25 protein-coding genes and 1 riboswitch are annotated in these 24393 nt (G+C 41.8%); of the genes, 24 read left to right on the forward strand and 1 reads right to left on the reverse strand.

Annotated elements, in window-relative coordinates; all coding sequences use genetic code 11:
* Positions 1-20: 20 nt before the first annotated feature.
* From ABG082_RS03170 to ablB, 21 genes are all read left to right on the forward strand, one after another.
* The gene (locus tag ABG082_RS03170; protein ID WP_057078371.1) at positions 21-812 is read left to right on the forward strand and encodes a hypothetical protein; all 792 of its coding nucleotides are present in this window, start codon (positions 21-23) and stop codon (positions 810-812) included.
* Positions 813-1116: 304 nt separating this feature from the next.
* Complete coding sequence (locus ABG082_RS03175) at positions 1117-1671, forward strand: DUF5698 domain-containing protein (protein ID WP_008344300.1); 555 nt, start codon at positions 1117-1119, stop codon at positions 1669-1671.
* The gene (locus tag ABG082_RS03180) at positions 1668-1868 is read left to right on the forward strand and encodes an NETI motif-containing protein (RefSeq protein WP_008344299.1); all 201 of its coding nucleotides are present in this window, start codon (positions 1668-1670) and stop codon (positions 1866-1868) included. The genes ABG082_RS03175 and ABG082_RS03180 overlap by 4 nt, the downstream gene beginning before the upstream one ends.
* A gap of 79 nt (positions 1869-1947) precedes the next feature.
* A riboswitch (purine riboswitch) is annotated at positions 1948-2049 on the forward strand.
* 169 nt (positions 2050-2218) lie between these two features.
* Positions 2219-2707, forward strand: coding sequence for a 5-(carboxyamino)imidazole ribonucleotide mutase (gene purE, locus ABG082_RS03185; RefSeq protein WP_348936528.1), 489 nt, complete (start codon positions 2219-2221; stop codon positions 2705-2707).
* The gene (gene purK / locus ABG082_RS03190; RefSeq protein WP_348936529.1) at positions 2700-3842 is read left to right on the forward strand and encodes a 5-(carboxyamino)imidazole ribonucleotide synthase; all 1143 of its coding nucleotides are present in this window, start codon (positions 2700-2702) and stop codon (positions 3840-3842) included. The genes purE and purK overlap by 8 nt, the downstream gene beginning before the upstream one ends.
* On the forward strand, positions 3839-5134 hold the full coding sequence (purB, locus tag ABG082_RS03195) for an adenylosuccinate lyase (protein ID WP_035703533.1): 1296 nt from the start codon (positions 3839-3841) through the stop codon (positions 5132-5134). The genes purK and purB overlap by 4 nt, the downstream gene beginning before the upstream one ends.
* Positions 5135-5206: 72 nt before the next feature.
* Entirely contained in the window at positions 5207-5929 is a 723-nt protein-coding gene (gene purC, locus ABG082_RS03200; protein WP_007496901.1) for a phosphoribosylaminoimidazolesuccinocarboxamide synthase, read from the forward strand.
* On the forward strand, positions 5922-6176 hold the full coding sequence (gene purS / locus ABG082_RS03205; RefSeq protein WP_003214349.1) for a phosphoribosylformylglycinamidine synthase subunit PurS: 255 nt from the start codon (positions 5922-5924) through the stop codon (positions 6174-6176). Before purC ends, purS begins: the two co-directional genes overlap by 8 nt.
* Positions 6173-6856: a phosphoribosylformylglycinamidine synthase subunit PurQ gene (gene purQ, locus ABG082_RS03210; protein WP_008344292.1), complete on the forward strand. Its 684-nt coding sequence runs from the start codon at positions 6173-6175 to the stop codon at positions 6854-6856. The genes purS and purQ overlap by 4 nt, the downstream gene beginning before the upstream one ends.
* Positions 6840-9071 (forward strand): phosphoribosylformylglycinamidine synthase subunit PurL, encoded by a 2232-nt coding sequence (purL, locus tag ABG082_RS03215; protein ID WP_008344291.1) that lies wholly within the window; start codon positions 6840-6842, stop codon positions 9069-9071. Before purQ ends, purL begins: the two co-directional genes overlap by 17 nt.
* Positions 9047-10477 (forward strand): amidophosphoribosyltransferase, encoded by a 1431-nt coding sequence (purF, locus tag ABG082_RS03220; RefSeq protein WP_008344290.1) that lies wholly within the window; start codon positions 9047-9049, stop codon positions 10475-10477. The genes purL and purF overlap by 25 nt, the downstream gene beginning before the upstream one ends.
* 96 nt (positions 10478-10573) lie before the next feature.
* On the forward strand, positions 10574-11614 hold the full coding sequence (gene purM / locus ABG082_RS03225) for a phosphoribosylformylglycinamidine cyclo-ligase (RefSeq protein ID WP_035703535.1): 1041 nt from the start codon (positions 10574-10576) through the stop codon (positions 11612-11614).
* On the forward strand, positions 11611-12180 hold the full coding sequence (gene purN / locus ABG082_RS03230; RefSeq protein WP_008344288.1) for a phosphoribosylglycinamide formyltransferase: 570 nt from the start codon (positions 11611-11613) through the stop codon (positions 12178-12180). The genes purM and purN overlap by 4 nt, the downstream gene beginning before the upstream one ends.
* A gap of 15 nt (positions 12181-12195) precedes the next feature.
* Positions 12196-13734: a bifunctional phosphoribosylaminoimidazolecarboxamide formyltransferase/IMP cyclohydrolase gene (gene purH / locus ABG082_RS03235; protein ID WP_035703537.1), complete on the forward strand. Its 1539-nt coding sequence runs from the start codon at positions 12196-12198 to the stop codon at positions 13732-13734.
* 12 nt (positions 13735-13746) lie between these two features.
* Positions 13747-15024, forward strand: coding sequence for a phosphoribosylamine--glycine ligase (purD, locus tag ABG082_RS03240; protein WP_348936530.1), 1278 nt, complete (start codon positions 13747-13749; stop codon positions 15022-15024).
* Between the two features lie 136 nt (positions 15025-15160).
* Positions 15161-15397, forward strand: a complete 237-nt coding sequence (locus tag ABG082_RS03245; RefSeq protein WP_047946440.1) for a hypothetical protein — start codon at positions 15161-15163, stop codon at positions 15395-15397.
* Between the two features lie 51 nt (positions 15398-15448).
* On the forward strand, positions 15449-16969 hold the full coding sequence (locus ABG082_RS03250) for a hypothetical protein (RefSeq protein ID WP_047946441.1): 1521 nt from the start codon (positions 15449-15451) through the stop codon (positions 16967-16969).
* The gene (locus ABG082_RS03255; protein WP_047946442.1) at positions 16929-17447 is read left to right on the forward strand and encodes a stage II sporulation protein M; all 519 of its coding nucleotides are present in this window, start codon (positions 16929-16931) and stop codon (positions 17445-17447) included. The genes ABG082_RS03250 and ABG082_RS03255 overlap by 41 nt, the downstream gene beginning before the upstream one ends.
* A 605-nt stretch (positions 17448-18052) precedes the next feature.
* A complete protein-coding gene (locus ABG082_RS03260; RefSeq protein ID WP_053215855.1) occupies positions 18053-18784 on the forward strand; it encodes an ABC transporter ATP-binding protein in 732 nt (243 codons plus the stop codon).
* A 3-nt stretch (positions 18785-18787) separates the two neighbouring features.
* Complete coding sequence (locus ABG082_RS03265; RefSeq protein WP_212339337.1) at positions 18788-18982, forward strand: hypothetical protein; 195 nt, start codon at positions 18788-18790, stop codon at positions 18980-18982.
* A 15-nt stretch (positions 18983-18997) separates the two neighbouring features.
* Entirely contained in the window at positions 18998-19843 is an 846-nt protein-coding gene (gene ablB / locus ABG082_RS03270) for a putative beta-lysine N-acetyltransferase (RefSeq protein ID WP_348936531.1), read from the forward strand.
* On the opposite strand, the gene ABG082_RS03275 is transcribed toward ablB, so the two are convergent.
* On the reverse strand, positions 19838-21496 hold the full coding sequence (locus ABG082_RS03275; protein ID WP_008344282.1) for a PucR family transcriptional regulator: 1659 nt from the start codon (positions 21494-21496) through the stop codon (positions 19838-19840). The genes ablB and ABG082_RS03275 overlap by 6 nt on opposite strands.
* Positions 21497-21687: 191 nt before the next feature.
* Here ABG082_RS03275 and ABG082_RS03280 point away from each other — a divergent pair, with 191 nt between their 5' ends.
* Genes ABG082_RS03280 through ABG082_RS03290 form a run of 3 tightly spaced genes read left to right on the forward strand, consistent with a single transcriptional unit; the run spans position 21688 to position 24392 of the window.
* Entirely contained in the window at positions 21688-23052 is a 1365-nt protein-coding gene (locus tag ABG082_RS03280) for an aspartate aminotransferase family protein (protein WP_050827026.1), read from the forward strand.
* 12 nt (positions 23053-23064) lie between these two features.
* The gene (locus ABG082_RS03285; RefSeq protein ID WP_008344277.1) at positions 23065-23751 is read left to right on the forward strand and encodes a CoA transferase subunit A; all 687 of its coding nucleotides are present in this window, start codon (positions 23065-23067) and stop codon (positions 23749-23751) included.
* Positions 23727-24392, forward strand: a complete 666-nt coding sequence (locus tag ABG082_RS03290; protein ID WP_348936532.1) for a 3-oxoacid CoA-transferase subunit B — start codon at positions 23727-23729, stop codon at positions 24390-24392. Before ABG082_RS03285 ends, ABG082_RS03290 begins: the two co-directional genes overlap by 25 nt.
* Position 24393: the final 1 nt, after the last annotated feature.

Genomic DNA, 24393 nt, shown 5'->3' on the forward strand with positions numbered 1-24393 from the left:
GAGATAGGAGTTGATATGGGATGTTAGAGAAAGATCAAGAGCAGGTCACATCTGAAACGAAAAACGAAGAGCCATCAATAGATCAAGAAACAAGGCAGTCCCGCCTCAGCCGCAGTGCTGCAAAACGAGGAAGAACGGCTAAGCCAGCTGATGAAGAGGGTTCAGCCATTCAGCGCATCGCAAGAGGTGTTGGAGGTGCGTTTAAGCGCTACGGCTCATATGGGTTTGCGATGTTAAAATCACCGAGTCGTGCGATCCATCAAGCGGACACTTTACGCATGAAGTACGCCTGGATTTCAATTGTGTTATTCAGTGTGTTTTTTGCTTTAGGCAACTACGTTCAATTAAAGGCGTCAAAGACCCGTTTATTAGGTTTTGGTATTCATTATTCTTTTGGTGACGCCTTTTTGAAGGTAGCGGTCTTTACACTCATTTTGTTGACACTGATGATGCTGACGGTTTGGGTGCTCGGTAAGTACATGCTGAAAGGAAACATATCGCTGAAAGAAGTGATCATGAAGTTCGGTGCCGTGCTTGTGCCGGTTTTGGTTTTATCTATCCTTTGGCTTGTATTTGCCATGCTGAATATTCCATATGTAACGGTGATTTTATCCGTCATGATGTTTTTCGGTCTTCAGCTGATTGCCATTGTGCTCTTCCGCTCCATTCAATCAGAGCAAGAAGCTGTGCGGGGAGACTTGATGTATGCCGGCTGGGTCTTTTTGTTGATTGAGCTCGTCATCATTGCCCTTTTATGGGGCATTGTCGGAGAGTATTTGATCCCATCACTTGTTCCAGTTCGGTTTGGATAAAACACGTTTCAGCGTGTACTCGGTCTTTTTAAAATTCAAAGGCCTTCTATCACGCTGAAAAAAGACAAAGGGTTAAAATAAAGTATATTTTAGCCCTTTATCAACCATCTAAAGCCTCCTTTTGAAAAAGGAGGTTTTTCATGTTGAGAAGAGGAAAAAACGGGTAAACTCTTGGTAACAAAGACCACCCCTTGTTGTCGAAAGATATATGTGTTTTTCTCGCGCAAATTTGATTGTATCAAGGTTTGTTCTCTAGTAGAATATGGGGTGCTTTATTTGATTTTTAGTGCAGGGGGTTCGAATCGTGCTTCAACAACTTTTATCCAATGCGTTCACCATGGTTTTGATTATTTTAGTGATTAACATTGTTTATGTCTCTTTTTCCACTATGCGTTTAATTTTAACAATGAAAGGCAGAAGGTATGCAGCCGCTTTTGCTGGTACTGTCGAGATGCTGATTTATGTCATTGGTTTGAGTATCGTATTAGATAACTTAGATCAAGTACAAAATGTCATTGCGTATGCGCTAGGTTATGGAATTGGAATCATTGTCGGGATGAAAATTGAAGAGAAGCTGGCACTTGGCTACATTACTGTGAACGTGATTACAAAAGAAATCGATCTAGATCTCCCAAAACAATTGAGAGAAAAAGGATATGGCGTCACCAACTGGGTAGTAGGAGGTCTTGAAGGAGACCGGTCAGCGATGCAAATTTTAACACCGAGAAAATATGAACTGCAATTATATGAAACGATTAAAACGCTTGATTCAAAGGCGTTTATCATTTCGTATGAGCCCAAAACGATTCATGGCGGCTTCTGGGTGAAGGCTGTGAAGAAAAGGAGAATTAAAGAATGACCGCAAAACCAAAGAAAAAGAAATTCTACGTGGAAGACAACATGACGATTGATCAAGTGTTGTCCCAGATGGCGGAGGAAGGCTACTCACCTGTCCGACGAATGGAGGAGCCCATCTTTCAGGAAAAGAAGGAAAATGGGTCGATTCAGATCATTCCGATTGGGAAAAAAATCGTATTTGAGGGAAAAATACTCTAAATCCGAACATTAAAACGACGACTTCATAGATTGTTCGATAAATCCGTTGACATCATGAACATCCGTTGTTAAGATAAACATGAAATCAAAACACGAGCCTCATATAATCTTGGGAATATGGCCCATAAGTTTCTACCCAGTTACCGTAAATGACTGGACTATGCAGGATAGTGAACAAAACTGACATGGCGTTTTAAAAGCGAACAGCGCTTACCATGGCCCGGTTTGTGTTGCTTCCTAACAATGCAATACAAACCGGGCCTTTTTGTTCGGCGTTTGACAAGCTACTTAGGTTTGGGAAGCGTGTCAAACGATACAAAATCGAATAATAGCTTAAAGGTGGGGACAAAATGAAGCCGCTTGTAGGTGTCATCATGGGAAGTACATCTGATTGGGAAACAATGAAACATGCGTGCGATATCTTAGAGGAATTGAACATTCCGTATGAAAAACAGGTTGTATCCGCACATCGGACACCTGATTTGATGTTTGAATATGCGACTGAAGCAAGAGGTAAAGGACTCAAGGTCATTATTGCCGGTGCTGGAGGCGCAGCACATTTACCGGGGATGGTCGCAGCAAAAACGACACTGCCGGTCATTGGTGTGCCCGTACAATCAAAAGCATTAAACGGGCTGGATTCCTTATTATCCATCGTTCAAATGCCAGGCGGTGTACCTGTTGCCACAGTGGCAATCGGCAAAGCCGGTGCAACAAATGCAGGCCTTTTAGCTGCACAAATGATTTCAGCATTCGATGAAGCCGTTGCAGCACGCCTTGAAGAAAGAAGAGAGCAAATAAAACAAACTGTATTAGAAAGCAGTGATCAGCTTGGCTAAGCAGACCATTTTTCCAAACGCAACCATTGGTATCATAGGCGGCGGACAGCTTGGCAGATACATGGCCGTCAGTGCAAAGCAAATGGGTTACCGTGCAGCAGTTCTTGACCCCGTCACACATTCACCTTGTGGACAGGTTGCTGATAAAGAAATTACAGCCGCATACAGTGACCTTAATGCGATCAGGCAGCTGGCGGACATCAGTGATGTGGTCACATATGAATTTGAAAACATTGATTATGATGCACTCAATCAACTGAAGGAAGAGGCGTATTTACCGCAAGGAAGCGAACTCCTTCTTTTAACCCAAAACCGTGAAACCGAGAAAAAAGGGATTGTAGATGCAGGCTGTGAAGTCGCCCCTTATCGCATCGTTCATGATGAGAAGGAGCTGGAAGACGCAGTAAATGCGCTTGGTTTGCCAGCTGTGCTGAAAACATGCAGAGGTGGTTACGACGGTAAAGGACAGTACGTCATCAAAGAGAAGGATCAGCTTCATGAAGCTGCTGCACTTCTCACTCATGGAACATGTATTTTAGAAAGCTGGGTTCCTTTCCAAATGGAACTGTCCGTGATTGTGACGCGTTCTGTTCATGGGGAAATTGCGACATTCCCAGTCGCTGAGAACATTCATAAGCACAATATTTTATTCCAAAGCATCGTGCCTGCACGGGTAGATGGCAGCATTCAGGAGAAAGCAAAAGAACTGGCAACAACGCTTGCTGAAAAGCTAGGGCTAGTCGGTACGCTTGCTGTTGAACTGTTCTTGACAAATGAAGGGAAGCTGCTCGTCAATGAACTGGCACCGCGCCCGCATAACTCTGGACATTACACATTGGATTTATGTGAGACGAGTCAGTTTGAACAGCACATTCGCGCCATATGCGGTTTGCCTCTTGGCGGAACAGCTCTTTTATCAGAGGGAATGATGGTGAATTTGCTGGGCGATGAAGTGGACATCCCAAAAGAACATCCTGAGCTTTTAAAGGAAGCGAAGCTTTATCTATATGGCAAACATGAAGTAAAAGCCGGCCGCAAAATGGGGCATATGACATTTATGAAACAGCTTGATGATGAATGGATGGCAAACATCACAAAGATATGGACTGAAAGAGATGGAGGAAACGGGAAATGATCGAACGTTACGCACGACCAGAAATGTCAGCAATCTGGACAGAGGAAAACAAATTTAATGCATGGCTTGAAGTAGAAATTCTCGCTTGTGAAGCTTGGGCAGAACTTGGCATCATTCCGAAAGAAGACGTTGTGACAATGCGCAAGAATGCAAGCTTTGATATTGGACGTATTTTGGAGATTGAACAAGACACGCGCCACGACGTGGTTGCCTTTACGCGTGCTGTATCTGAATCTCTAGGAGAAGAAAGAAAGTGGGTTCATTACGGGTTAACATCTACAGACGTAGTGGATACGGCGCTTTCATATCTATTAAAACAGGCGAACGATATTTTGCTCAAGGACATTGAGAGATTTGTTGACATACTAAAAGAAAAAGCAAAAGAGCACAAATATACAGTCATGATGGGTCGTACGCACGGTGTACACGCTGAACCGACAACATTTGGCCTAAAGCTTGGTCTTTGGTACGAGGAAATGAAGCGTAACTTAGAACGTTTTAAACAAGCAAAAGCCGGCATCGAATACGGCAAAATCTCTGGTGCTGTTGGCACATATGCGAACATCGACCCGTTTGTTGAGCAATATGTATGTGAGAAACTTGGCATCAAAGCTGCACCAATTTCAACCCAAACCTTGCAGCGTGACCGTCATGCAGATTACATGGCAACCCTTGCTTTAGTTGCAACAAGCATTGAGAAATTTGCTGTTGAAATTCGTGGTCTTCAAAAGAGTGAAACGCGTGAAGTAGAAGAGTTCTTTGCAAAAGGACAAAAGGGATCATCAGCGATGCCGCATAAACGAAACCCGATCGGTTCTGAAAATATGACGGGGATTGCCCGCGTCATCCGTGGTTATATGCTGACTGCTTATGAAAATGTACCACTTTGGCATGAGCGTGATATTTCTCATTCATCTGCTGAACGCATCATTTTACCAGATGCAACGATTGCACTGAACTATATGTTGAACCGTTTCTCTAACATTGTGAAGAACTTGACGGTGTTCCCTGAGAATATGAAACGCAACATGGACCGCACACTTGGCTTGATCTACTCTCAGCGTGTTCTTCTTGCACTTATTGATACAGGTATGGCACGTGAAGAAGCATATGACACGGTTCAGCCAAAAGCGATGGAAGCTTGGGAAAAACAAGTACCATTCCGTTCATTAGTAGAAGCAGAAGAGAAAATCACTTCACGCTTAACACCTGAACAAATCGCTGACTGCTTCGATTACAACTATCACTTGAAAAATGTCGATATGATTTTCGAACGTCTAGGTCTTGCGTAAGAAATGGGCCGCCTGCTAGTCAGGCGCCTAATCCTGAAAATTGCCAACATTCAAATTAGGAGGCCAATCTGAATGACTGTGAAACAAGAACTTCTCTACGAAGGCAAAGCGAAAAGAATCTATCAGACCGATGACGAGCATATTTTATATGTTGAATATAAAGACTCAGCTACAGCATTTAACGGTGAAAAGAAAGCGGAAATTGAAGGCAAAGGCAGACTGAATAATGAAATTTCTAGCTTGATTTTTCAAATGCTACATGAGAAAGGGATCAACAATCACTTTGTGAAACGCCTATCTGAAACAGAACAGCTCATTCAAAAGGTAGACATCGTACCGCTTGAAGTCGTTGTGCGAAACGTGGTGGCAGGCAGTATGTCAAAACGTCTTGGGATTCCAGAGGGAACGAAACTGGACACACCTTTGATCGAGTTTTACTACAAAGATGATGCACTCGGCGATCCACTCATTACAGAAGATCATATTCGCATTTTACATGCAGCGACACCTGAGCAGGTCGAGGAAATGAAACAGATCACAAGACAAGTGAATGAAGAATTGAAGCAAATCTTCTCAGATTGCCATGTGAATTTAATTGATTTCAAGCTTGAATTCGGAATAGATCACGAGAATCGTATTTTGCTAGCTGATGAGATTTCACCTGATACGTGCAGGCTTTGGGACAAAGACACAAACGAAAAGCTTGATAAAGACGTGTTCAGACGAAACCTGGGCGGCTTAACAAATGCATACGAAGAAATTTTCAAAAGACTTGGAGGCCATAAACATGTATAAAGTGAAAATTTTTGTCAGCTTAAAAGAGAGCGTTCTTGATCCACAAGGAAGTGCCGTGCAGCACGCTTTGCACAGCATGTCTTATCAGGAAGTAAAGGATGTCCGTATCGGGAAATATATGGAGCTAGTCATTGAGAAATCAGATCGTGACTTAGACACAGTGGTCAAAGAAATGTGTGAAAAATTGCTTGCCAACACGGTGATTGAAGATTACCGCTATGAGGTGGAGGAGGTTGTCGCACAGTGAAGTTTGCAGTGATCGTCTTGCCTGGCTCTAACTGTGATATCGATATGTACCATGCGATTCAAGATGAGTTAGGTGAACAAGTTGAATATGTATGGCACGACGAAACGAGTCTTGATGGTTTTGACGGTGTACTCGTACCAGGCGGTTTTTCTTATGGGGATTACTTAAGATGCGGTGCGATTGCTCGTTTTTCTAACATCATGCCGGCTGTGAAAAAAGCAGCTGCGGAAGGAAAACCTGTTCTTGGTGTTTGTAACGGGTTCCAAATTCTTCAAGAGCTTGGCATTCTGCCAGGCGCAATGAGACGGAATAAAGATCTAAAATTTATCTGTCGTCCAGTTGAACTCATTGTAGAGAACAACGAAACGCAATTTACAAGCGGTTATCAAAAAGGTGAATCGATTACGATTCCTGTAGCACACGGAGAAGGCAACTTCTACTGTGACGAAGACACGTTAGCGAAGCTGATTGAACGAGGCCAAATCGCTTTCACTTACGGTGACGATATTAACGGCAGTGTCAATCGAATTGCAGGTGTAACGAATGAACAGGGCAATGTACTCGGCATGATGCCGCACCCTGAGCGCGCGGTTGACTCATTACTAGGCAGCGCAGACGGACTTAAATTGTTTCAATCTATCGTGAAAAATTGGAGGGACACTCATGTCACTACTGCTTGAACCAAGTCACAAGCAAATTAAAGAAGAGAAATTGTATCAGCAAATGGGATTGAGTGATGAAGAATTCGCTTTAATCGAATCCATTATTGGCAGGCTGCCAAACTACACAGAAACGGGTATCTTTTCTGTCATGTGGTCAGAGCATTGTAGTTATAAAAACTCAAAGCCTGTTTTAAGCAAATTCCCGACAAAAGGAGAGCATGTTCTGCAAGGTCCTGGGGAAGGCGCTGGAATCGTTGATATTGGAGACAACCAAGCGGTTGTATTTAAAATCGAATCACATAACCATCCATCTGCAATTGAACCGTATCAAGGAGCGGCAACAGGTGTTGGCGGAATCATCCGTGATGTATTCTCCATGGGTGCTCGTCCAATTGCGGTATTAAACTCTCTTCGTTTTGGTGAACTGACTTCACCGCGCGTGAAGTACTTGTTTGAAGAAGTAGTGGCAGGGATTGCAGGCTATGGAAACTGTATCGGTATTCCAACAGTCGGCGGAGAAGTTCATTTTGATCAAAGCTATGAAGGCAACCCGCTCGTTAATGCGATGTGTGTAGGGTTAATCAACCATGAAGACATCAAGAAAGGGCAGGCAAAAGGTGTTGGCAATACGGTCATGTACGTTGGTGCTAAAACGGGACGTGACGGAATTCACGGTGCAACATTTGCGTCTGAAGAATTTTCTGATGAATCAGAAGAAAAACGTTCAGCGGTTCAAGTCGGCGATCCGTTCATGGAAAAGCTTTTGCTTGAAGCATGTCTTGAAGTCATCAAAAATGATGCGCTTGTGGGCATTCAAGATATGGGAGCGGCTGGCTTAACTAGCTCAAGTGCAGAGATGGCAAGTAAAGCCGGTTCAGGTATCGAAATGAACCTAGACCTGATCCCTCAGCGTGAAACAGGCATGTCAGCGTATGAAATGATGCTGTCTGAATCCCAAGAGAGAATGCTGTTGGTCATTGAAAAAGGCCGTGAGCAAGAAATCATTGATATTTTTGAAAAATATGACCTTGAAGCAGTCTCAGTCGGTCATGTGACAGACGATAAAATGCTTCGTTTACTCCATCAAGGAGAAGTAGTGTGTGAGCTTCCAGTTGATGCACTTGCAGAAGAAGCACCGGTTTATCACAAGCCGTCAAGTGAGCCTGCATACTATCGTGAGTTTTTAGAAACAAAAGTGGAAGCTCCAGCGATCACAGATGCAGCAGATACATTGAAACAGCTGTTAAAGCAGCCAACGATTGCGAGTAAAGAATGGGTTTACGATCAATACGACTATATGGTTCGAACAAACACAGTCGTTGCACCTGGCTCTGATGCGGGTGTGCTCAGAATCCGTGGGACGAAAAAAGCTCTTGCGATGACAACTGATTGTAACGCACGTTATCTCTACCTTGATCCAGAGGTCGGCGGGAAGATCGCCGTTGCAGAAGCCGCACGTAACATTGTCTGCTCAGGCGCTCGTCCGCTTGCAGTAACAGATAACTTGAACTTCGGTAACCCGGAGAAACCAGAAATCTTCTGGCAGATTGAAAAATCTGCTGACGGCATTAGCGAAGCTTGCCGTACATTAAGTACACCGGTCATCGGCGGTAACGTCTCTTTATATAACGAATCAAATGGAACAGCCATTTACCCAACGCCAGTCATTGGCATGGTTGGTTTGATTGAAGATACAGCTCATATTACGACTCAATCGTTCCAGCAGGCAGGCGATGTGATTTTCGTCATTGGTGAAACGAAGGAAGAATTTGCAGGCAGTGAGCTTCAAAAAATGACAGAAGGTCGTATCTACGGAAAAGCACCAGAAATTGATTTGGATGTAGAGCTGGCGCGTCAAGAAGCCCTATTAGCAGCGATTCAAAACGGACTTGTTCAGTCAGCACATGATGTGTCTGAAGGCGGTCTTGGTGTAGCACTAGCTGAAAGTACATTTGGAACAGATGGTCTTGGCGCTGATATCCAGATCGATCTAAACAGCGCAGCATCACTATTCAGTGAATCACAGTCACGTTTTGTCGTCACAGTGAAACCAGAAAATCGCGAAGCGTTTGCTGCGGCTGTGCAAGATGCAAAAGAAGTCGGAACGGTCACAAATGATGGTGTATTCACTGTCAAAAATCAAGAAGGACAACAATGGATTCATGCGGCAGTCAACGAGCTTGAACGCGCATGGAAAGGAGCGATCCCATGCTTGCTGAAATCAGAGGCTTAAACGAAGAATGTGGCGTCTTTGGGGTTTGGGGACACGAAGAAGCCCCGCAAATCACATATTACGGATTGCATAGCCTTCAGCACCGAGGACAAGAAGGTGCGGGAATTATTGCAACAGACGGTGAAAACCTGACGTCACACAAAGGCCTTGGACTGATTACGGAAGTGTTCCAAAACGGTGAGCTTAAGGATTTAAAGGGAAAAGGTGCGATCGGACACGTTCGGTATGCGACAGCAGGCGGAGGCGGCTTTGAGAATGTGCAGCCCCTCTTCTTCCGCTCGCAAAACAATGGCAGTCTTGCCCTTGCTCATAATGGAAACTTGGTCAATGCAACGCAATTAAAACAGCAGCTAGAGAACCAAGGAAGTATTTTTCAAACGTCTTCTGATACCGAAGTGCTTGCTCACTTAATTAAGCGCAGCGGATATATGGATTTGAAGGATCAAATCAAAAATGCTCTGTCTATGTTAAAAGGAGCTTATGCTTTCTTAATCATGACGGAAACAGAAATGATCGTAGCGCTTGATCCGAACGGATTACGCCCACTTTCACTTGGTATGCTTGGGGATGCTTATGTTGTCGCTTCTGAAACATGTGCTTTTGATGTCGTCGGTGCTACCTATTTACGAGATGTAGAGCCTGGCGAAATGCTGATCATTAATGATGAAGGCTTAAAATCTGAGCGCTTTTCGATGAACATTAACCGTAGCATGTGCAGCATGGAATACATTTATTTCTCAAGACCGGACAGCAATATCAATGGCATCAACGTGCATAGTGCGAGAAAGAATCTTGGCAAGAAGCTTGCAGAAGAAGCACATGTCGAAGCAGATGTCGTGACAGGTGTGCCAGACTCCAGTATTTCTGCAGCGATTGGTTATGCCGAAGCAACAGGTATTCCATATGAGCTAGGTTTAATTAAAAACCGTTATGTCGGCCGGACATTTATTCAGCCGTCTCAAGCATTGCGTGAGCAGGGCGTGCGAATGAAGCTGTCTGCTGTGCGCGGGGTGGTCGAAGGCAAACGTGTCGTCATGGTGGATGATTCCATCGTACGAGGAACAACAAGCCGCCGAATTGTAACGATGCTAAGAGAAGCGGGTGCGACGGAAGTGCATGTGCGCATTAGTTCACCGCCAATCGCTCATCCATGTTTTTATGGAATTGATACGTCTACACACGAAGAGCTGATTGCGTCATCTCATTCAGTGGAAGAAATTAGACAGGAAATCGGTGCAGACTCCATTGCATTTTTATCTGTAGACGGTTTAATGGACGGGATTGGCAGAAAGTATGATGATCCGCAGCGCGGTCAGTGTTTAGCATGCTTTACTGGAAAATACCCGACCGAAATTTATGAAGATACTGTCCTTCCTCATGTGAAGGAAACAGTCCTGACGAAATAATCGAATAATGGAGCAGCAGTCAACGTGATTTGATATGCTGCTCTTTCATTCTGCCGAAAATACATGAAAGACAAGCAGATAAAAGGAGTGAATGGGATGTCAGAAGCATATAAAAACGCCGGTGTCGACATCGAAGCAGGATACGAAGCCGTTAAACGAATGAAAACACACGTAGAACGTACAAAAAGAGCAGGTGTCATGGGGGCTCTAGGCGGATTTGGCGGTATGTTTGATTTATCTGAACTGCCATACAAAAAGCCCGTTCTTGTCTCAGGAACAGATGGTGTTGGTACGAAATTAAAACTCGCTTTTTTAATGGATCAACACGATACGATCGGTGTAGATGCTGTTGCTATGTGTGTGAACGATGTACTTGCACAAGGGGCAGAGCCGCTCTTTTTCTTAGATTACTTAGCAGTTGGAAAAGCAGATCCTTTGAAAATTGAATCCATCGTCAAAGGTGTAGCTGACGGATGCGAGCAGTCTGGTTCAGCGCTTGTCGGCGGAGAGACAGCAGAAATGCCGGGTCTTTACACAGAAGAAGAATATGATATTGCCGGATTTTCTGTAGGTGTCGTTGAAAAGGATGAAATCGTCACAGGAGAGAACATCCAGGAAGGGCATTTGCTGATTGGACTCAGCTCTAGCGGAATTCATAGCAATGGCTATTCTCTTGTACGAAAAGTATTGCTGGAAGACGCAGGTCTAGACCTTCACCAAACGTATGAACCTTTTACAAGACCGCTTGGAGAAGAGCTGCTGGAACCGACGAAGATTTATGTCAAGCCTGTTCTTAAACAAGTGAAAGCTGGCAAGGTTGACGGTATGGCACATGTGACAGGCGGTGGCTTTATTGAGAACTTACCACGTATGCTACCTGAAGGACTTGGTGTTGAGATTGATAATGGCTCATGGCCGGTCCCGCCTATTTTCTCCTTTATTCAAGAAAAAGGGCAATTGAAAGCAGAAGACATGTTCAATGTATTTAATATGGGCATCGGCTTTGTCCTAGCCGTCAAAGAGGATGATCTTGTGGATGTGATCAGTGGACTTGAACAAGACGGAGAGAAAGCCTTTCTTATCGGACGAGTTCAAAAAGGAGAAGGCGTCACTTTCGGTGGTGGAAGCCTCTCATGAAAAAGTTTGCGATCTTCGCCTCTGGAAGCGGGACAAATTTTCAAGCCATTATTGATACGTTAAAAGAAGAACAGTGGCCGGCAAAAGCCGCCATTGTGATCTGTGATAAACCGGGTGCGAAGGTGCTGGAGCGGGCAGAGAAAGAGGGCATTCCGTCCTTTTCTTTTACGCCGAAGGCTTTCCCGAGTAAAGCCGCTTTTGAGCAAACCATCATTGAACAGCTGAAGCTGCATGAAGTGGAATGGATTTTCCTCGCTGGGTATATGCGACTGATCGGTCCGACATTGCTTGATGCATTTAGAGGGAAAATCGTGAATATCCACCCTTCTTTACTGCCAGCATTTCCTGGACTCGATGCGATTGGACAAGCCTATCAAGCAGGAGTCAAAGTGGCTGGTATCACGGTTCATTATGTCGACGAAGGCATGGATACCGGCCCGATTATTGATCAAGCAGCCATTCATATTGAACAAGGGGAAGACCTTGAATCCATTGAAAAAAGAATGCATGAATTAGAACACACACTATATCCAAAAGTGATCAAATCACTTTTAGAATTATCTTAATGAGGTGACAAAGGCATGACGATCAAACGCGCATTAATCAGTGTTTCCGATAAAACAAATCTTGTACCTTTTGTGAAAGAACTAACAGAACTTGGCGTTGAAGTGATTTCAACTGGTGGTACACACAAACTTCTTCAAGAGAACGGAATTGATGTCATTGGTATTTCTGAAGTGACTGGCTTCCCAGAAATCATGGACGGACGACTCAAAACGCTTCATCCGAACATTCACGGTGGACTGTTAGCAGTGAGAGAAAACGAGGAGCATATGGCACAGATTGAAAAGCACGGCATTCAGCCGATTGATCTTGTTGTCGTGAATCTCTATCCATTCAAAGAAACGATTTCAAAAGACGATGTGACGTATGAAGAAGCAATTGAAAACATTGATATTGGCGGACCAGGAATGCTTCGTGCGGCATCAAAAAACCACCAAGACGTCACAGTGATTGTCGATCCTCGTGATTATGATTCAGTCGTTCAGCAAATCAAAGAAGGCGGCGTGTCACTTGAGAAAAAACGTGAGCTTGCAGCAAAAGTATTCCGTCATACAGCTGCTTACGATGCCCTGATTGCGGATTATTTAACGAACTTTGTTGGCGAAACAGAGCCAGAACAGTTCACAGTCACATTTGAGAAAAAACAATCTCTTCGTTATGGAGAAAACCCGCACCAAGCGGCGACGTTCTATGAAAATGCACTTCCAAGCAAAGGCTCTTTAGCTACTGCAACGCAATTACATGGAAAAGAACTTTCCTACAACAACATCAAAGATGCAGATGCAGCTCTTCAAATTGTACGTGAATTTACGGAGCCAGCGGCTGTGGCTGTAAAGCATATGAACCCATGTGGTGTTGGGACAGGAGAAACGATTGCAGAAGCATTTGATCGTGCATTTAAAGCAGATGAAACGTCTATTTTCGGCGGCATTGTGGCGCTTAATCGTGAAGTAGATAAGCAAACGGCTGAGGTGCTCCATACGATTTTCTTAGAAATCGTCATCGCACCATCGTTCAGCCAAGAAGCACTTGATGTGCTAACAGCGAAAAAGAACCTTCGTCTACTAACATTAGATGTAGAAGCAGATCTTGGGAAAAAAGAAAAGCAGCTCACAAGTGTTCATGGTGGATTGCTCGTTCAGGATATCGACACATACGGCTTAGAGGAAGCAACGATCTCTATCCCAACGAAAAGAGAGCCGACTGAAGACGAATGGAAAGACTTAAAGCTCGCTTGGAAAGTCGTCAAGCATGTGAAATCAAATGCCATCGTTCTAGCGAAGGATCAAATGACAGCAGGTATTGGTGCTGGTCAAATGAACCGTGTTGGCTCGGCTAACATTGCGATTGAGCAAGCAGGTGAAAAGGCAAAAGGGAGTGCACTAGGTTCTGATGCGTTCTTCCCAATGGGCGATACAGTAGAAGCTGCTGCAAAGGCAGGCGTCACAGCGATCATCCAGCCAGGTGGTTCCATTCGTGATGAAGAATCGATCCAAAAAGCAGATGAATACGGCATCGCCATGGTCTTCACTGGCGTTAGACATTTCAAACATTAAGGGGATGACAGTGTGAACGTATTAATTATCGGCAGAGGTGGAAGAGAGCATACCATCGCATGGAAAGTGAATCAAAGCGAACTTGTCAGCCAAGTATTTGTCGCACCCGGCAATGATGGAATGACAGATGTTGCGAAGCTTGTCCCAATCGACGAAGGTGATCATGAGGCGTTAATTCGTTTTGCAAAAGACAATAACATCGGCTTAACAATTGTCGGTCCAGAGGTTCCTTTAATTGCAGGTGTCGTCGATGCATTTGAAGAAGCAGGTCTAAAGGTATTTGGACCGAATGCAAAAGCCGCAGTCATTGAAGGCTCAAAAGAATTTGCAAAAGACTTAATGAAAAATTATGATATCCCGACAGCCGCTTACGCCACTTTTACATCGTTTGAAGAAGCGAAGGCATATGTGGAAGAAAAGGGTGCCCCAATTGTCATTAAAGCAGATGGGCTTGCTGCCGGAAAAGGCGTGACAGTGGCAATGACGCTTGAAGAGGCAATCAACTGCCTGCATGACTTTTTAGAGGATGAAAAGTTTGGCGATGCGAGTGCATCGGTTGTCATTGAAGAATTTTTAACAGGTGAAGAGTTTTCTCTGATGGCCTTTGTCAATGGAGAAAAGGTGTATCCGATGGTGATCGCACAGGATCATAAACGGGCATTTGAAGATGACAAAGGACCAAACACCGGCGGGATGGGCGCTTATTCACCGGTTCCACAAATTTCAGATGAAGTCGTACAAAAAGCGGTGGAAGACGTCGTTAAACCAGCAGCTCGCGCGATGGTGCAGGAAGAGCGTTCGTTTACAGGCATTTTATATGCAGGTTTAATGCTAACACCAGAAGGCTCTAAGGTCATTGAGTTCAATGCACGCTTTGGCGACCCTGAAACGCAAGTAGTACTCCCTCGTCTTGAATCAGATCTAGTCCAAGTATTCCTAGACATTCTAGATGGAAAAGATGTGGACTTGCAGTGGAAAGACACAGCCGCTGTCAGTGTCGTTCTTGCATCAGAAGGATACCCGGAAGACTACGCAAAAGGCATGCCAATCGGTGCTTTGCAAACAACGGTCTCTAATGTCGTCACCTTCCACGCAGGAACAAAAAAGGAAAACGATCAATTCGTCACAAATGGCGGCCGAGTAGCAAATGTGACCGCATTTGACGACACATTTGAAGCGGCAAGATCAAGAGTGTATGAAGCGGTTGAAGAAATCATTCAGCCAGGTTTATTTTATCGCCGTGACATTGGCGCCCGTGCGCTGAAGGCTGCGGGGAAAACTAAGCACTGAATTTCAGCTAGTACAGATGATAGGTAGTTAACGGATCTTTTGATTCATAGAATGATATGATAATAACAAAAATGTTGAAATATGTATATAATGTGTTAATATGGTTTTGAGTCCAATAAATAGGGAGGTGAATACTATGAAATTATTAATTATGCTAACTGGAACTTTCGGTATTTCATCAGCTACTGCTGGTGCCATTTATGTAGCTTTAAATACTGCTTTAAAAAGCGGAGCGCTATCAGTGGGAAGAGTTGTGCTTTTAATGGCTGGCACAGGAGTTGGTGCACTCTTAATCATTAGTATCTTTGCTGTTGGTGGTACTTTTATTATGAAAAAATTAAAGGCCGGCAGAGCAGCAACTGTAGCTTGGTAACGGTGATAAATCCGATATTACGATATCGGATTTATTTTAATAGGAGGTAAAATGTTTAAAATAATCATATTAGAAATTAAAGCGATTACAAGACAATATAAAGATATATATAAGATCAGTTCTAAAGAGGCCTTTATGTATCTTCTTTTTTTTATGTTGACCATACTTTTATTCTACATACTCAGTTTATTTGATATTAAGTTATTAAATGTACAAAAAATTATTTATGTTTTTTCTATTTTTTTATCAATAAGTATTCATAAAAATTTCCTTTACGAATACGTAAAAAATAAAAGAATTGAATATCCTGAGGTTTTCCCATTAAACAGAGAAAAGTTCTTTTACATCAAAGCAATAAAGTATGATTTTATTGTGCTGATGGAAAGTTTAATTATATTCATACCAATAGGAATAGCTTTTTGGTTAGCTGGTTACTCATCATTATATAACGCTATTTTTTTCATCATTACGGCACTTCTTATTTATTTGATAACAAATAATGTAGTTTCAGTAGTGAAATTTTTAAAAATGAAGTTAGTAAAACCAGTGATTACAATCTTTTTTAAATCATTGATGTTAGTCTTCTTCTTTTATATTGTTTCAATAGCTATTAGTGAATTAGAAAAAATAATAGGGTATTTGTATAATGACAAGAAAATAGATCTAGTTACCCATTTTGATAGTCTTAGATACTTTTTCTCGTTAGATATATTTAATTTTGTTTTTATAATGCTCAGTTTTATGATATTTTTGATAGTTGTTTTATTAAAAGTGTTACTATATTCTCGATTAAATTTAGTGAATAATATAGAAAATAAAAGAGGGTTGTTATTTAATAGAAGATTTTTCAAGTCGCCGATTTTAAATAAAGAAATTAAATATCTTGCATCACAAGGTATATTAGAGAAGGTTCTAACTAACTCTTTTGTTTATTTCGTAGCAAGTATACTGTTATTAATACTTAATTTTATAATGAAAGTTGAAATAATAATCCCTAATAATTTAGTATTGTTGCTATTGATTGGTGAAAGTTTGAGAGCAGTTGAGGAGTTATCAAAAAATTATTTAGGAAATGAAAAAAGATACGTAGAAAATTATATTTTTTCCGGGTTTGATTTAACTAATTTGTTAATAAATAAAATTGTATTGAACAACATTATTATTTTGGTTAGTATGCTTCCAATTTTAATTTTATTTACTATTGTATTTAAATTCACATTAGCGTTTTTTCTTTTAGCCCTAGTATGTCTAATACTAAATACAATTAGTTTTTCAATAATAAGTGTTTATTTTAATAGTGCTAAAACTTCATTTGTGAATAAACTGGCAATCCCGCACAGATATGCTCCATATAAAAAAATGGCATTCAATACTATGATTTTATACTCAAATTTAATCATTATTATTTTTTTCGAACTGCTGTTTAGTGGATGGTTTAGAATTTTGCTTAGTACGGTTATTTTAATTGTACAAACATTAATAGTCATAATCAGTTTTTCTTTAATCTTAAGAAAGAAACGTGAGGTTTTGTATGGGGAATATTCTTATTCAGTATATAAAGAAAATAGATAAGGTAATGCTATTTAGCATCATGCTCTCTATTATTACACTAGGGATTTCTTTTTTTACAGGACTTAATATGAAAGATAGTTTTGTTGAGAATCATCTAGAACTAAGTTTTTGGGATATTTTTATAAATAACTCTGTAGTGTCTGTTCTATTTTTTTTAGGAGCTATCACCTTTGGTTTGTTAAGTTTTATATATCTTTTTATAAATGGTTACTATATTGGGACAACATTTGCATATAAAATTTCTAGTGAAGGCCTTCAACAAACAATGGAACTTGTTTTCTGGCATGGATTATTAGAAGTACCTTCATTAATTTTAAGTTCTTCATTAGGTTTTGTACCTCTGGTATTGGTGATATTTAGTGCGCATTCAAGAAAAAAAATAAGAATAAGTAAATATCTGAAGTATTCAGTAGTAGTTATGATATTGGTGATTATTTTAAATGCATTGGCAGCCCTAATAGAGAGTAAGACATTTTAAAGGGAGGATTATATGTACTCAACAAACGTACTTAATCAAAAAAAATATATACTTTTGTTTCTATTTAGTAGTATTTTGACGTATTCTCTAATTTATCAACATGTTGATACAGGTATAAATTCCGTAGTTAATGATATTCTCAAAGCTTCAGGGGCGGATATGAATTCATTAGAATCTGAAGGGTTAAGAAAAATTGAGTTAATACTCACTAGTGTTTATTTTCAATTACCTATGCAATTTATTACAAGCTTAATAAACTTATATGCGATTGGTATCTTATATTATATTTTTAATAAAATTGTAAATATTTTTAAAGTTGAGAAGGTTGAAGTTACTTATTCGGGGATTGTCGATATACTTTATTTAGGTCTGTATATTCAAGTAATCGATCTCTTAGTACAATCTATCATTATGTTAAGTTCTAATACTTCTTTAGATTTCTATCAAAATTCATGGTCCTCTTTATATTGGCTATACTTTACTTTAATCCAAACTTCGTTGATTCTAACATTTTTTAAAAAGAAATATAATATTCTATATTCTCCTGCTATTTTCTTTGTCGTTTTAATTTCAATTCAATGCATAATAAGGTTCGGTGATTTATTTTGAGTTTATTAAGTGTTAGAAATTTAACTAAAATATTTGATGGAAATAAAGTTGTTTTAGATCATATATCTATGGATTTAAAAGAGAATGACATCACATTTATATTGGGGTCAAATGGAGCGGGTAAGACCACATTATTACAGATCCTTTTAGGGTTAATTCAAAAGCAGGAAGGTGATATTTTATATCAAGGTAACAATTTAAGCTATCCTTTATCTAATGAATTTAAAAAGAAAATTGGTTATATTTCAGATCAACCTTTATTAATTGAGTATTTAACAGCCTTAGAAAATTTGGAATATATTAGTTGTATATATAATATTAAATTTTCCCGAAATGATTTCAATGGAATTTTACAAAAATATGGATTAACTGAGATGGATGATAAATTAGTAAAGAATTTTTCTCGAGGAATGCGTACAAAATTAAATCTATGCTTCTTAGATATTATTAACCCAGAGATTATCTATATGGATGAGCCTACAATTGGACTAGATGTCATGAGCATTCAATATTTAACATCTAAAATTTTAGAATTCAAAAAAGAGGGTAAAACGCTCCTGATCACATCTCATGATATGGCATTTGTTATGCAACTTGCGGAACATATTTATATAATCCATGGTGGGAAAATCAAAAAAATGGACGATTTTAAAAATCATCCATCGTATTCTTTAAAAACATTTAATGAACATATCGAATCAAACATAAATTCAATGAAAGGTGGTTAAAACATGGTTATTAAAACATATATCATTGGTGTATTAGTCATGCTTATTTTATTTCTCATAGCCATAAATAACGTCTTTTTGATTGCCATTAAGCAGAATAAATTGAAAAAAGGCGTAGCCATTAGTTATATGATCCTATCCATTTTTTCTGGCATTGCTATTTCTTCATTTTTAATTTGGAAGTTTTTTATTAGCTAAGAGGGGAATGAGTGTATGGTGCAATTGAAGAAGCTTGCAAACGATCGTTTTTCTGCCTTGATCTGTATGGATCCATTCAATGAGCGAATTCGTTTGGATGATTATAGCGGCAGTGTGCGTGATGTGATTCAGTCCGTGCTTCAGGAAGCGGCGGACTGCAAGGCGTCTAAGGTCATTGTAAAAGTAAGGCGTGAGCATATGCCTCTTTTTTTAGAAAAAGGCTTTCGGCTTGAAGGGGTGTTTTCTCATTATTTTCTCGGAAGTGATGCATGCGGCATGTCGCTCTTTCTGACCGAAGATCGAATGAACAGCCCATTTTGGCTGAAGGAAGATGAAATCGTTGCGTCTATTCAAGAAAAGCCAATTAAAAAAGACCAAGGCGTGTGGCAAGATGAGTATGTGATGAGGAAAGCCGGTCCAGAGGATGTGCACAAGCTGGCAGCGCTCTATGATACGGTCTTTGAAACATACCCCACGCCAATGAATGAGCCAGATTACATCCGAAAGGTAATGGAGGAAGGGACGGTTTTTTATGCCGTTGAACATGACGGTCAACTTGTAAGTGCCGCTTCTGCTGAAATCAATGTACCGTATGGTCATGCAGAACTAACAGATTGTGCAACCCTTCCCACATACAGAAAACTAGGATTCATGCATCATTTGATTCTAGCCCTCGAACAAGAGCTTCAATCCATGCACATTTATGTCTTTTATTCTCTTGCCCGTGCACTGTCCTATGGAATGAATCAAGTATTTTATCAGCTCGGGTATACATACACCGGACGCTTTCAAAACAACTGCTATATTTTTGACAAAATTGAAGATATGAATCTATGGGTCAAAACGCCAAATGAATCATGAAATGGTTCTCATCTGATCAAGCAGACCAGATAGGCGGTACGCCATAATACTGAGCTGCAGCTTCATCCGATCATCAGTGGATTTGAGGCTGCAGCCTGTTCTCGTTTCAATTTGTTTCAACCGGTAGCTTAACGTATGCCGGTGAATAAACAATTCCCCCGCTGACTTTTGAATATTTTCATTGTGTGCCAAATACACTTCGAGTGTATGAATGAGGTCAGCTCCTTGTTTTTTTGTATAAAGCAGCGGGCTTAACAGCTCCACGTAAAAGTCATGCAAATTCATTCCGGCTTCGTTCATTTCAAGCAGCATACCATATAGACCGAGCTTCTGATAATGAATGATGCTGTCATCTGTTTTCAAAAGAGGAAGAAGCCTTGCTGCATACTGGGCTTCTTTTGCACTTTTGGCAAAGAGACTGATCTGGTCGTAGGCTCTTCCAATGCCAATCACAATGGGATGGACGGGGAAAAAATAAGACCAAGTACTGCGGCATTCTTCTGATGCGCGATACCAATTTGTTTCTTGGAAAGTGCTTTTCCCCGCTGGTGTCAGGACGAAAATGGAATCAAGCCTTGCCTTTAATAAAAAAGGAATTTGTCTGCGTTCAAAAATGGATGTGAGTAATTGGGATAGGCGCTGCACCATTTGATGATCGAGCTGTGTGTGCTGATGCTGAAATTGAAAGTAGATGACGACTTGTTCTTCGCTCATATCATATTGCAGCTTTCTTGCTTGTTCGATGACATAGCTTTCTTCTGTGTATTGCTGCTGCAACATATCATCCAATAAATGCCCCTGCATTTGGTTTTCTGTATCTTGAATGGCTTTTTGTTTCAACCATTCAATCGCATACACCGCACCAGCATGCTCAATGGCGATGGCATCGAGATGGTGCCACGTCTCTTTTTTCTTTAACGCCACAATGAACCCGAAAATATCCCCCATTGCAATCACAGGGCATGCGGCTAGAACAAACGCACCATATGTGTCATAGACGAGCCGGCCTTTTTCCTCTGCCTGCTTGAGCAGAGAAGAGGTTTCAATCGGTTCGTCATCTGTTAGAAAGCCAAAAGCATGAGAATAGGTCACTTCGTCTGTTTCGAGATGAGCTGCTGTTTGGTGCAAAAACACATCCAGTACGACGATATTTGCCGCTGTGAGATGTGCCAGTTCATCTGTAATTTGCGTGACATTTTTATTGCTCACATTTAAATGGGTCAGTCTTTGATGAATCGCGGAAGAATATTTGAGCTGATGGAGCTGACTGCTGACGATTTGTTCTAGAACGGCTTTTGTGATGTCTGAAAAATTGACATGGGGCGGAATCTCGATGAGCGGAATACCGCTATTTTCGGCGGCTTCAATGAGTGATGCGGGAATTTCCGTTAAGTACACGCCTTTATAAATGGCAATGGCTGAAAGACGATGAGATTGAATCAATTGTTCAAGCCGGATGCGTCTTTCTTTATTTTCTGTCAGCCCAAATCCAGTTGTAACAAGTAATTCTCCTTCGGAAAGTCTAGACGTGTCCTCAATAATTTCCACAATGGTCACCCACTGGATAAGACGATCCAGTCCATTTTCTCCAGCAAGCAGTTTGGTTTCTTTCATCATATCGAGCGAGAGTGCATCTTTGACGAGAATCGCCATAGACTCATGACCTCCTTTTGAACACTCTTATACACCATGTATAAAAAACACGTGTGAAATTCGGGCATATGGCGAATGGAGGATGACTGCCCTCTTGATTAAGCTAATCTTATACCAAGTATACAAAATTTTCTTGCGATTCATGTAAAAAGAAAAGTGCAGCTGCTGACAAGAGAGGGAGGAATGACAAAGTGGAGACCCGGGATTACTTAATCAAACCGATGTTAAATCAGCAATATCCTGTGGCTGTGAGAGGAGAGGGGATTTATTTATATGATCGGGACGGAAAAAAATATATAGATGGCTCATCAGGGGCAGTCACGGCAAGTATTGGACATGGCATACAAGAGATTATTGATGCGATGACGGAGCAAGCGAAAAAGGTGAGCTTTACGTACAGGTCACAATTTACGAATGAACCAGCGGAAGAACTAGCGTATGAATTGAGTACACTTTGCCCAGGTGATCTGAACTGGTCTTTTTTTGTAGGGAGCGGTTCAGAGGCAACGGAGACCGCTATGAAAATGGCGATTCAGCATTGGCAAGAGCAGGGGAAGACGGAAAAAAATCATATCATCTCAAGATGGATGAGTTACCACGGTATTACATTAGGGGCGTTGTCAATGTCAGGTCATATTGCAAGGAGAGAGCGTTTTGAACCACTGCTTGAAAAGCATCCAGTGCTGTCACCGCCCTATAGCTACAGGTCATGGCTGCCAAAGGAAGACAGCAAGCAGGTCGAGTGGTATGTCCAGGAATTTAAAACCGTCATCCAGCGTATAGGAAAAGAGAGGATCGCCGCATTGATTGCTGAACCGATTGTTGGCGCAGCGGGAGCGGCGCTCCTGCCGCCAGACGGATATTACGAAGCGATGAAGCGTGTCTGTGAAGAAAACGACATTTTAATGATCGCAGATGAAGTCATGACGGGCTTTGGACGAACTGGGAAAATGTTTGCGATGGAACACTGGGGCACGGTACCAGATATCATGGTTCTTGGAAAGGGCATGAGCGCAGGTTATTCTCCAATCGCAGCAGTTGTCTCAACGGATCGTGTGATGGCACCGATTATCAGTGGGTCCGGCTCTGTCATGGCAGGGCACACATATAGTGCCAATCCGCTTTCAGCAGCTGTTTCATTAGCGGTCATTCGATATATGAAAAAGCATCAGCTTCCCGATCGGGCTGACCTTTCTGGGCGATATCTAATGAATGCTTTAAAAGATCTGCAAGTCAATCATTCCATCATAGGAGATGTGAGAGGGAAGGGATTGCTGATTGGCATTGAGTTTGTCGCAGATCGTTTATCCAAAACGCCATTTCCTGCACATGCTCAGATAACCAACCTCGTCGTTGAAACGGCAAAACAAAAGGGACTGCTGGTGTATCCAGCAAGCGCTGGAGAGGATGGAGTCGGAGGCGCAGCGGTTATGATCGCACCGCCGCTTTCCATCACACAGCAGGAAATGGATGAACTCATTGATTTATTCGGGCAGACCATCACACAAGTCGAACAAGAAGTAATCAATCGAGGGTTTTTCCCATCTGCTATGTAAGGAGGAACGAACATGAACAAAACTGTGGGTTTGGATGAAGTGATGACGCGATTAAAAGATGGCATGACCATCATGTTTGGCGGATTTGGCGGCGTGGGTTCACCACCATCGTTGATTGATGCCATTTTGGAAGCAAATATTCAAGATCTGACATTGATCGGAAATGATGCAGGTTTCCCGCAAATTGGTGTGGGCAGGCTCATCACAGAAGGAAGAGTGAAAAAAATCATCGCCTCTCATATCGGCTCAAATCCCATTGCCGGACAGAAAATGCAGGCTGGTACATTAGACGTTCATTTTTATCCGCAGGGCATTCTTGCAGAAAAAATCAGAGCAGGCGGAATGGGGCTGGCGGGCATTGTGACAGATGTTGGGATGGATAGCCTGAATCTCGATGAGAAACAATTGGTTGAGCTGAATGGGAAGAATTATATGTTAGAGCCTGCGCTCACAGCGGATATTGCCATCGTCAATGCCTACAAAGCAGATGAAGTGGGAAACCTCATTTTTGATAAAAGCGCACGGAATACAAACCCGATTGTGGCGATGGCAGGAGACTGGACCATTGCGGAGGCAGAAGAAATTGTGGCAGCGGGGCAGCTCGATCCAGAAGAAATCGTGACGCCAGGCGTATTTGTGAATCAAATCGTGCAATCAAAAGGAGTGAACTGGACATGGGCATGGGAGACATCGATTTAAGACACCGCATTGCCAAAAGAGCAGCACAAGAAATTGAAGACGGCATGATTGTGAATCTTGGGATCGGCATTCCGACCCTTGCGGCAGATTACATTCCATCACATTACGAGGTGTGGCTGCATGCAGAAAACGGCATTATGGGGGCAGGAGCCTCGCCGCTGCAAGGGGAAGAAGATCCGAATTTGTGCAATGCCGGTGGTTTTCCCATTACGTTGACAAAGGGCGGCTCGTACATGGACAGTACGACTGCTTTTGGCATCATCCGAAAAGGCATGCTGGATATGACGATTTTGGGTGCACTTGAAGTAAGCAGTAAAGGGGATCTTGCCAATTGGATTGTACCGGGGAAAAGAGTACCGGGTATGGGCGGAGCGATTGAGCTGGCGCAAAAAGCGAAAAAAGTGGTGGTGGTGATGAGCCATCTTGATAAACACGGTCGATCTAAAGTGAAAACGGCTTGTACATTGCCATTAACCGCTAAAGCGTGTGTCGATTTGATTATTACGGATATGGCGGTCATTGAGGTCAAGTCTCAGCTGCTCATTTTACGTGAAGTCATGCCGCCATTTCAGCCGGAAGATGTCATCAGGGCGACTGAAGCGCCATTAATTTTAGCGCCTGATATCAAATCTGTTGTGTAGA

Origin of the sequence: Bacillus sp. BS1807G30, assembly GCF_040047675.1 — a bacterium.
In the GTDB taxonomy this organism is placed as follows: Bacteria; Bacillota; Bacilli; order Bacillales; family Bacillaceae; genus Bacillus; species Bacillus altitudinis.